The following is a 6,123-nucleotide window of genomic DNA, read 5'->3' on the forward strand; positions in this document are numbered from 1 at the left end:
CCACCGCGCCACGGCGGCGCCGGTGGTGATGGCCGCCGATGCGGCCGACTGGCCCACCGTCGCCAAGGCCCTGACGGACAAGCATCCCGCGGCCCGCATCGTCCTCGCCCTGCCGCCGGCACACGCTGCAACAGCAACTGAACCCGCCGCCGAGCTGGGCGTGACGGTGATCGCCGAGGACGTGGCAAGCCGCACCCGGCCGGAACACGCCAAGGACCTCCGCCGCCTGTTCGCTGCGGCCCTGGACGACCAGGTGTTCCTGCGCTGGGAGGCCGCCCGCCCCGCCACCCGCGACGACATCGCCACCCACCCCTGGCTCGCCGCCGGCCGCGTCTTCGCCGCCGCCCGCATCAACGACGCCGGCGACGTGCTGCTGCCGCTGCGCGACGCCGACCTCCGCCACGCCGGTCTGCTGGCCGTCGACACCGCAGGCCGCGAACGCTGGTGCCTCGACGACCTGCCGGCCGAGGCACCCAAGGCCCTGATGCACGTCCTCGACGGCTGGCTGGGCGGCAAGGACAGCGGCCCGCTGGTGATCGCCGACAGCCTGCCGACGGCGCTCGCCCTCTACCGCGAGACCAAGGCGCCGGTGGTGCAGGCAGCGGGCGACATGGCCGCCACCGTGGCGGCGTTGCGCAGGCGCTTCCCCGCGCGGCGGATGTTGGTCGCGGCGGCAACGCCGACACCGCTGCCGGCTGCCCTGAAGGTCGAGCCGCTGGCGCTGCCGGCCGGCGCCGACAGCCCCGACCATCGCCGACAGGTCCAGGCGGCTGTGAAGGCGGCGGGACTTGACCCGCGCGGGCACAAGAAAGGCCCGGCGCAAGGCGGCGGCCTCGACTGATCCACCCTCCCTTTCCCCACCCTACGGAGATCCCCACCATGACCACCGAGATCGTTTCTTTCGACTTTGAAGGCGCCGGCGTGCGCGGCCTCAGCATCGACGGCGAACCCTGGTTCGTCGCCAAGGACATCGCTGATGTCTTGGGCTACACCAACTCCCGCAAGGCCGTGGCGGATCATTGCAAAGGAGCCCGCCCGGTAGGGGGTAACGAAACGTTACACCCCCTCGACCCGCAGACCACCATCATCCCCGAGCGCGACCTGTACCGGCTGATCATGCGCTCCAAGCTACCGGCGGCCGAGCGGTTCGAGGATTGGGTGGTGGGCGAGGTCTTGCCGGCGATCCGCAAGACCGGCCGCTACGACCCGGCCGGCCAGCCGGCGCCGTCGGACCAGGCCTTCGACGTGCGCATCCCGTTCCGGCGCTACGAGCGCCTGCTGCAGGACCTGATCGCCAAGCAGGACCATATCGCCGCGCTGGAGCGGAAACTCTCCAAGGTGGCCGGCCGGGACCTGTTCGTGAAGATGGCCCAGGCGATGCTGACGACCGGCCTGTCCGACGAGGACATCGCCCACACCATGGAAGACGTGCTGGGCTCCTACGCTCCCGAGTGGGTGGCCTGGCAACGCCGCAAACTGGCGGAGACCACCGCCCCGTCGTAACCCTCCCTCTGCCCTCGCGACTCCAAAAGCCGCCCCATCGTGGGCGGCTTTTCCATACCCGCAGCGCAGAATCCGGTGCGCAGCTTTTTTTACCCGTCGAGCAGGGCGCAGCCATGCGAGTAAGGGCAGGACGCCCGCAGGGCGGTCAGGTAGGCCACGAGTGGGCCTACCTGACATATCCTGCCACAGGTACGACGGAGAATGTCGTGGAAAGACGTGGAAAGACGTGGAAACTCGTGGAAACTCGTAGACACGCCCGCCTGGCGAGCGTTTTCCCCGTCCCCCTCCTCATTTCAGCTTGCGGCACCGCCTTCCACCGCTTATTCCCCCCGATTCCGAACATGGGGAATATCAGCATGTTGGCCGCCATCTACGCCCGCCACTCCAACATCAAACAGCAGGGCTCGACCGAGGACCAGATCGCCCGTTGCGTGGCGCACTGTCACCGCCTCGGCTATACCGTGGTGGAGATTTTCTGTGACCGGGCGATCTCCGGCGAGTCCATCCTGAACCGCCCCGGCGTCAAGCGCCTCATCAAGGAAACCCTCAAGGGCCGGTTCGAGCGCATCATCACCGAAGACCTCTCCCGCCTCAGCCGCGACGTGGCCGACATCGCCACGTTCTTCAAGCGTCTGCGCTTCGCCGATATAGTGTTGGAGACCATTGCCGAGGGCGTGATCGGCGAACTCCACATCGGCCTGAAGGGCACCATGAACGAGCTTTACCTGAAGGACCTGGCGGACAAGACCCGACGCGGCCAGATCGCCTCGGTGCAGCGCGGCTCCGTCCCCGGTGGTCAGGTCTACGGCTATGACATCGTGCGCCGCTTCGACGAGGACGGCGAGCCCATCCGGGGCGCCCGCGCCATCAACCCCGAGCAGGCCGAGGTGGTACGGCAGATCTTCACCGCCTATGCCGACGGCACCAGCCTGAAGCGCATCTGCCAGGATCTCAACGCGCTGGGCGTCCCCTCCCCCGCCGGCGGCAAGTGGGGCATAACCACGTTGGTGGGCTCGGCCTCGCGGGCCACCGGCATCCTGCGCCAGACGCTCTACAAGGGCGTGGTGACCTTCAATCGCATGCATTTCAGGAAGCATCCCGAGACCGGCAAGCGCCTGTCGGTACCCCGGCCGCCAGAAGACTGGGTGCTGGCCCCGGTGCCCGATCTGGCGATCCTCGACGCCGACCTCTTCGACACGGTGCAAAGGCTCATCGAGCAGCGATCTACCGCCCGCAGGGAGGTGGTCGAACAGCGCAAGATCGAGGACGCCGAGGCCAAGGCCGCCCGCGCCGCCGCCAAGCAACGCAAATGGCGGTTGGAGCAGCAGGCACGACCGCGCAAGCTGACCCTGCCGGTGTTCTCCGGCCGGCTGCACTGCACCGAGCATGACGTGAAGATCCGCACCCAACGCTGGCGCCACTACGCTTGCCCGGAGAAGGGATGCGGCAACCGAAACCTGGGATGGGACGAGTTGATGCCGCTGTGCATCGACGCCCTCGGCCAGCTCACGGCCGACGACATGATGGCGCACTTCGCGTCTTCAAGGCCGGTGGCCGAGCGCGCCGCCCATGATGCCGCCCTTGCCGATCTGGCCCGTCGGATCGACGAGCGCCGCGCTTCGGTGAGGACGATCCTGACCACCCTGGGACCGCAGGCCCGGACGGAGAGCGTGCGCCAGGTGCTGGAGGAGCAGGAACAGGAGATCCGCCGCCTGACCCATGAGCAGGCGCGCCACCAGCGCCAGCGGGACACCCTCCAGCCCTCGCCGACGGCGGTGGAAGCGGCCCTGGCGCGCTTCCGGACCATGCTGACCCAGCTGCGCCTGGCGCCGGAAGATCACCGCCTCACGGTGCCCCTGAAGGCCTGTGTCCAGCGGTTCGAGGTGACGACGGTCGAAGATGCCGAGGCGCCCAAGGGCCGCCGGCGGATGGTGCGGGCGGTGTTCGACATGCCGAAGGTGATGGACCTGGGCGGCTGATCAGGCGGCGTGTAGGGCCGCCTCGACTGCCGCCGGATTATGCTGGATAACGCGCAGATAAGCCCGCGCCGCCCGATCCGGTCGCCGCCGCTTCTGTTCCCAGTCCTGTACCGCCCGCACGTCAAGGCCAAAACGCCGACAAAACTCCGGCCGCGTCAGCCCCAGTGCCTTGCGAATATCCGCCACATCAATGTCCTCGGGCACCACGACGGTGTGGGTCACCAGCCTCGACGCATCGCCCTGCGCGTGCGCCGCCATTTCGGCCAGTGCCTCCATCAATTCGGCGCTCACATCGATCTTCTTCATCGGCTTGTCCCTCTCGCGCGGTCTTTGACCGTCTGGACGAAAACCCTCGCTGCCTTCCGCTGTTCGGGGCTCAGGTCGGCCTGTTCGTTCTTGGCGTAAACGAGCAGGGCGTAGAGTGGCAGCGCGTCGGTGTAATAGTAGTAAATCACCCGCACCCCGCCGGACTTTCCGCGCCCATGGGCGGCGAACCTCACCTTCCGAACACCGCCGGTTCCTTCAATCTCGTCACCAGCCTCGGGATTACAGGCGAGATAATCGATCAGGGCGACCTTCGCCTCCGCCGATAGCAGCTTCTCAGCGCGCCGTGTAAAGGCGGTCGTTTCGACAACGGTGATCGGCTTGGTTTTCATCATATGGGGAGTATGCGGCATTGCCGCAACGCCGCCAAGAGGATAATGCGGCATTGCCGCATTTTGGAGGGGTCCTAACCCAACTCAGGTGCATCAAACTGCGGGAAGGCTTATGCGCTGGCCTCGGCGGCACCTCAGGACCCGCCGCCAGCGGCTCCAGCGGCGCCCTGTCGCAGCCGTCGGCGCCGCATAGCAGCACCAGCCCTGGCTTCCCCCATGCCTGGATGCCACAGACCGGGCAGCGGTCCTTGACCCGATTGGTCTTGTTCGGCCGCGTCCCCGGTTCGGGGAGCTTGACCAGGCGCACCGCCGCCGCCTCACCGAGGCGATCGGCCACGGCCTGCTGGCTCATGCCCATCGTTTCGCGGCCGACCGAAGCGATGTCCATCCGTAGATCGCGATCTCGCGCTCGGTGAGGCTGGCGGCGGCTTGGTCGACGACGAAGAGGAAAGTGCTGTCATCGGTCATCGGAGACACCCTCCGGCGGACCGATTGATGCAAGCTTCCATCGCGGTGAAGGTGTTTCTCCATCAAACAGGTTGAACAGCAGAAAGACAAATGTCGCGGGCTGAAAATTGCTGCCTGGACGCGCCTGCACTGCTTTCCATACGGTGAATCCGGGTATAAGGCGCTTGAAGCCGTGTGGTGGCCCGGAGATTGCCGCTCCGGGCCACCTGCGGAAGACCCGTCCGTGCCACGCCGGGTCTGCCGCTCCATTGCGCCCTGAGGCGCAATGTTCCGCTGGCGCTTCCGTGGCTTCACGCCGTGGAGCAACTCATGAGCGACGATAAGCAACCGAGCGACAACGTTACGTACATCTCGCAAGAAGCTGCCGCTGCCGACATGGAATTTAGAAAGCGCCTCCAAAGGCAGATGCGTAACTTTGAGGTTCTGACAGCCGTAATGTTTCTTTCGCTAGCAGGGCTTTGCGGGTTTTTTGGCTGGAAGTTTCTTGTTGATCTTCCGAGGCAAGCGGTACCCGACGTATGCCCCAATCGCGATGAACTTGTCAGCGTGGATAGGACATTCTCTCAGGACAGGATCATCGTCTTCCTGGATGAAGCCGATTATTCCGCCGTCGACTGCAAGTGGGTCACTCCGGAGGAACTGGCTGAGTTCGAGAGGGAAAGCGGCTTCCAGCGCCGGATTCCGGAGGGCTCTCGGTAAGGCGGCAACCACCAGCAGATAGGTTGGATGGTTCCTGGGGCCGTGGCTTGCAGACCGCGTAGACGAGGCGCTGGTCGAATGTGTCGCCACGGTCCCAGACCAGCAGGGAAGTCGTACCCGCCAGGGCTACGAACGTCGCCAAGGACGCAGCTGCAAGCGCTCTGCGGCGCCGAAGCAGTGCATGAAGTTCAGGGGCTTCGGTACTGGTCTTGTTCATCTGACATGCTCCAGGTGGAAATACCGAAAAGTAGAAAGGAAGAATGGAAGGTCGCGACGCGGCCGCTGTCAGTCCCGCCACGGGCGATCACCACGCGATGCCGTCGGCGGAGGTCTCCTCGATGCCGTCGACGCCGAGGAAGAACAACCCGCCGCCAGCGGCTCCAGAGGCGCCCTGTCGCAGCCGTCGGCGCCACACAACAGCGCCAGCCCTGGCTTCCCCCATGCCTGGATGCCACAGACCGGGCAGCGGTACTTGACCCGATTGGTCTTGTTCGGCCGCGTCCCCGGCTCGGGGAGCTTGACCAGGCGCACCGCCGCCGCCAGCTCGGCGCCGGCCGTCGCGAGAGCGTCGGCCTCGGGCGGCCGGGGCGGGAAACGATCCAGCCACGACAGGGTGTAGTCCTGGGTGAGAAGCGCCGTGCAAGCAGCCTCGAAGGCGCCGCCCTTGATGACGTAATCGCTCACGCTGTCGCCGGTGCGCTTGCCGCCGGGCGCGCCGGTGTCGCTCGGCATCAGCCCGATGGATTCCATCTTGGCCGCCCATTCGAGGTTGTGATAGCGGCCCCGGCCGGGCTTGCCGTGGTGGTGCTGCCACTGGT

7 protein-coding genes are annotated in these 6,123 nt (G+C 66.4%); 4 read left to right on the plus strand and 3 right to left on the minus strand.

The window, feature by feature from the left end; translation table 11 throughout:
- The 3 genes from ABD056_RS22315 to ABD056_RS22325 form a co-directional block, all read left to right on the plus strand.
- Positions 1–841, plus strand: an 841-nt coding sequence (locus ABD056_RS22315) for a primase/helicase family protein (RefSeq protein ID WP_425545073.1), incomplete at its 5' end; no start/stop codon positions are given.
- A 38-nt stretch (positions 842–879) separates the two neighbouring features.
- Positions 880–1,503 carry a BRO-N domain-containing protein gene (locus tag ABD056_RS22320; protein ID WP_343870446.1) on the plus strand — a complete coding sequence of 208 codons (624 nt, stop codon included), beginning with the start codon at positions 880–882 and terminating at the stop codon, positions 1,501–1,503.
- A 356-nt stretch (positions 1,504–1,859) separates the two neighbouring features.
- A complete protein-coding gene (locus ABD056_RS22325; protein ID WP_343870448.1) occupies positions 1,860–3,482 on the plus strand; it encodes a recombinase family protein in 1,623 nt (540 codons plus the stop codon).
- On the opposite strand, the gene ABD056_RS22330 is transcribed toward ABD056_RS22325, so the two are convergent.
- Together ABD056_RS22330 and ABD056_RS22335 are read right to left on the minus strand one after the other, a co-directional pair.
- On the minus strand, positions 3,483–3,788 hold the full coding sequence (locus ABD056_RS22330; RefSeq protein WP_343870449.1) for a helix-turn-helix domain-containing protein: 306 nt from the start codon (positions 3,786–3,788) through the stop codon (positions 3,483–3,485).
- A complete protein-coding gene (locus ABD056_RS22335; RefSeq protein ID WP_343870451.1) occupies positions 3,785–4,141 on the minus strand; it encodes a type II toxin-antitoxin system RelE/ParE family toxin in 357 nt (118 codons plus the stop codon). The genes ABD056_RS22330 and ABD056_RS22335 overlap by 4 nt, the downstream gene beginning before the upstream one ends.
- A 774-nt stretch (positions 4,142–4,915) precedes the next feature.
- Here ABD056_RS22335 and ABD056_RS22340 point away from each other — a divergent pair.
- Entirely contained in the window at positions 4,916–5,305 is a 390-nt protein-coding gene (locus tag ABD056_RS22340; RefSeq protein WP_343870452.1) for a hypothetical protein, read from the plus strand.
- A 285-nt stretch (positions 5,306–5,590) separates the two neighbouring features.
- Here the strand turns inward: ABD056_RS22340 and ABD056_RS22345 are convergent.
- Positions 5,591–6,123, minus strand: a 533-nt coding sequence (locus tag ABD056_RS22345) for a hypothetical protein (protein WP_425545074.1), incomplete at its 5' end; no start/stop codon positions are given.

The sequence above is a fragment of the Caenispirillum bisanense genome (genome assembly GCF_039523075.1).
GTDB lineage: Bacteria > Pseudomonadota > Alphaproteobacteria > Rhodospirillales > Rhodospirillaceae > Caenispirillum > Caenispirillum bisanense.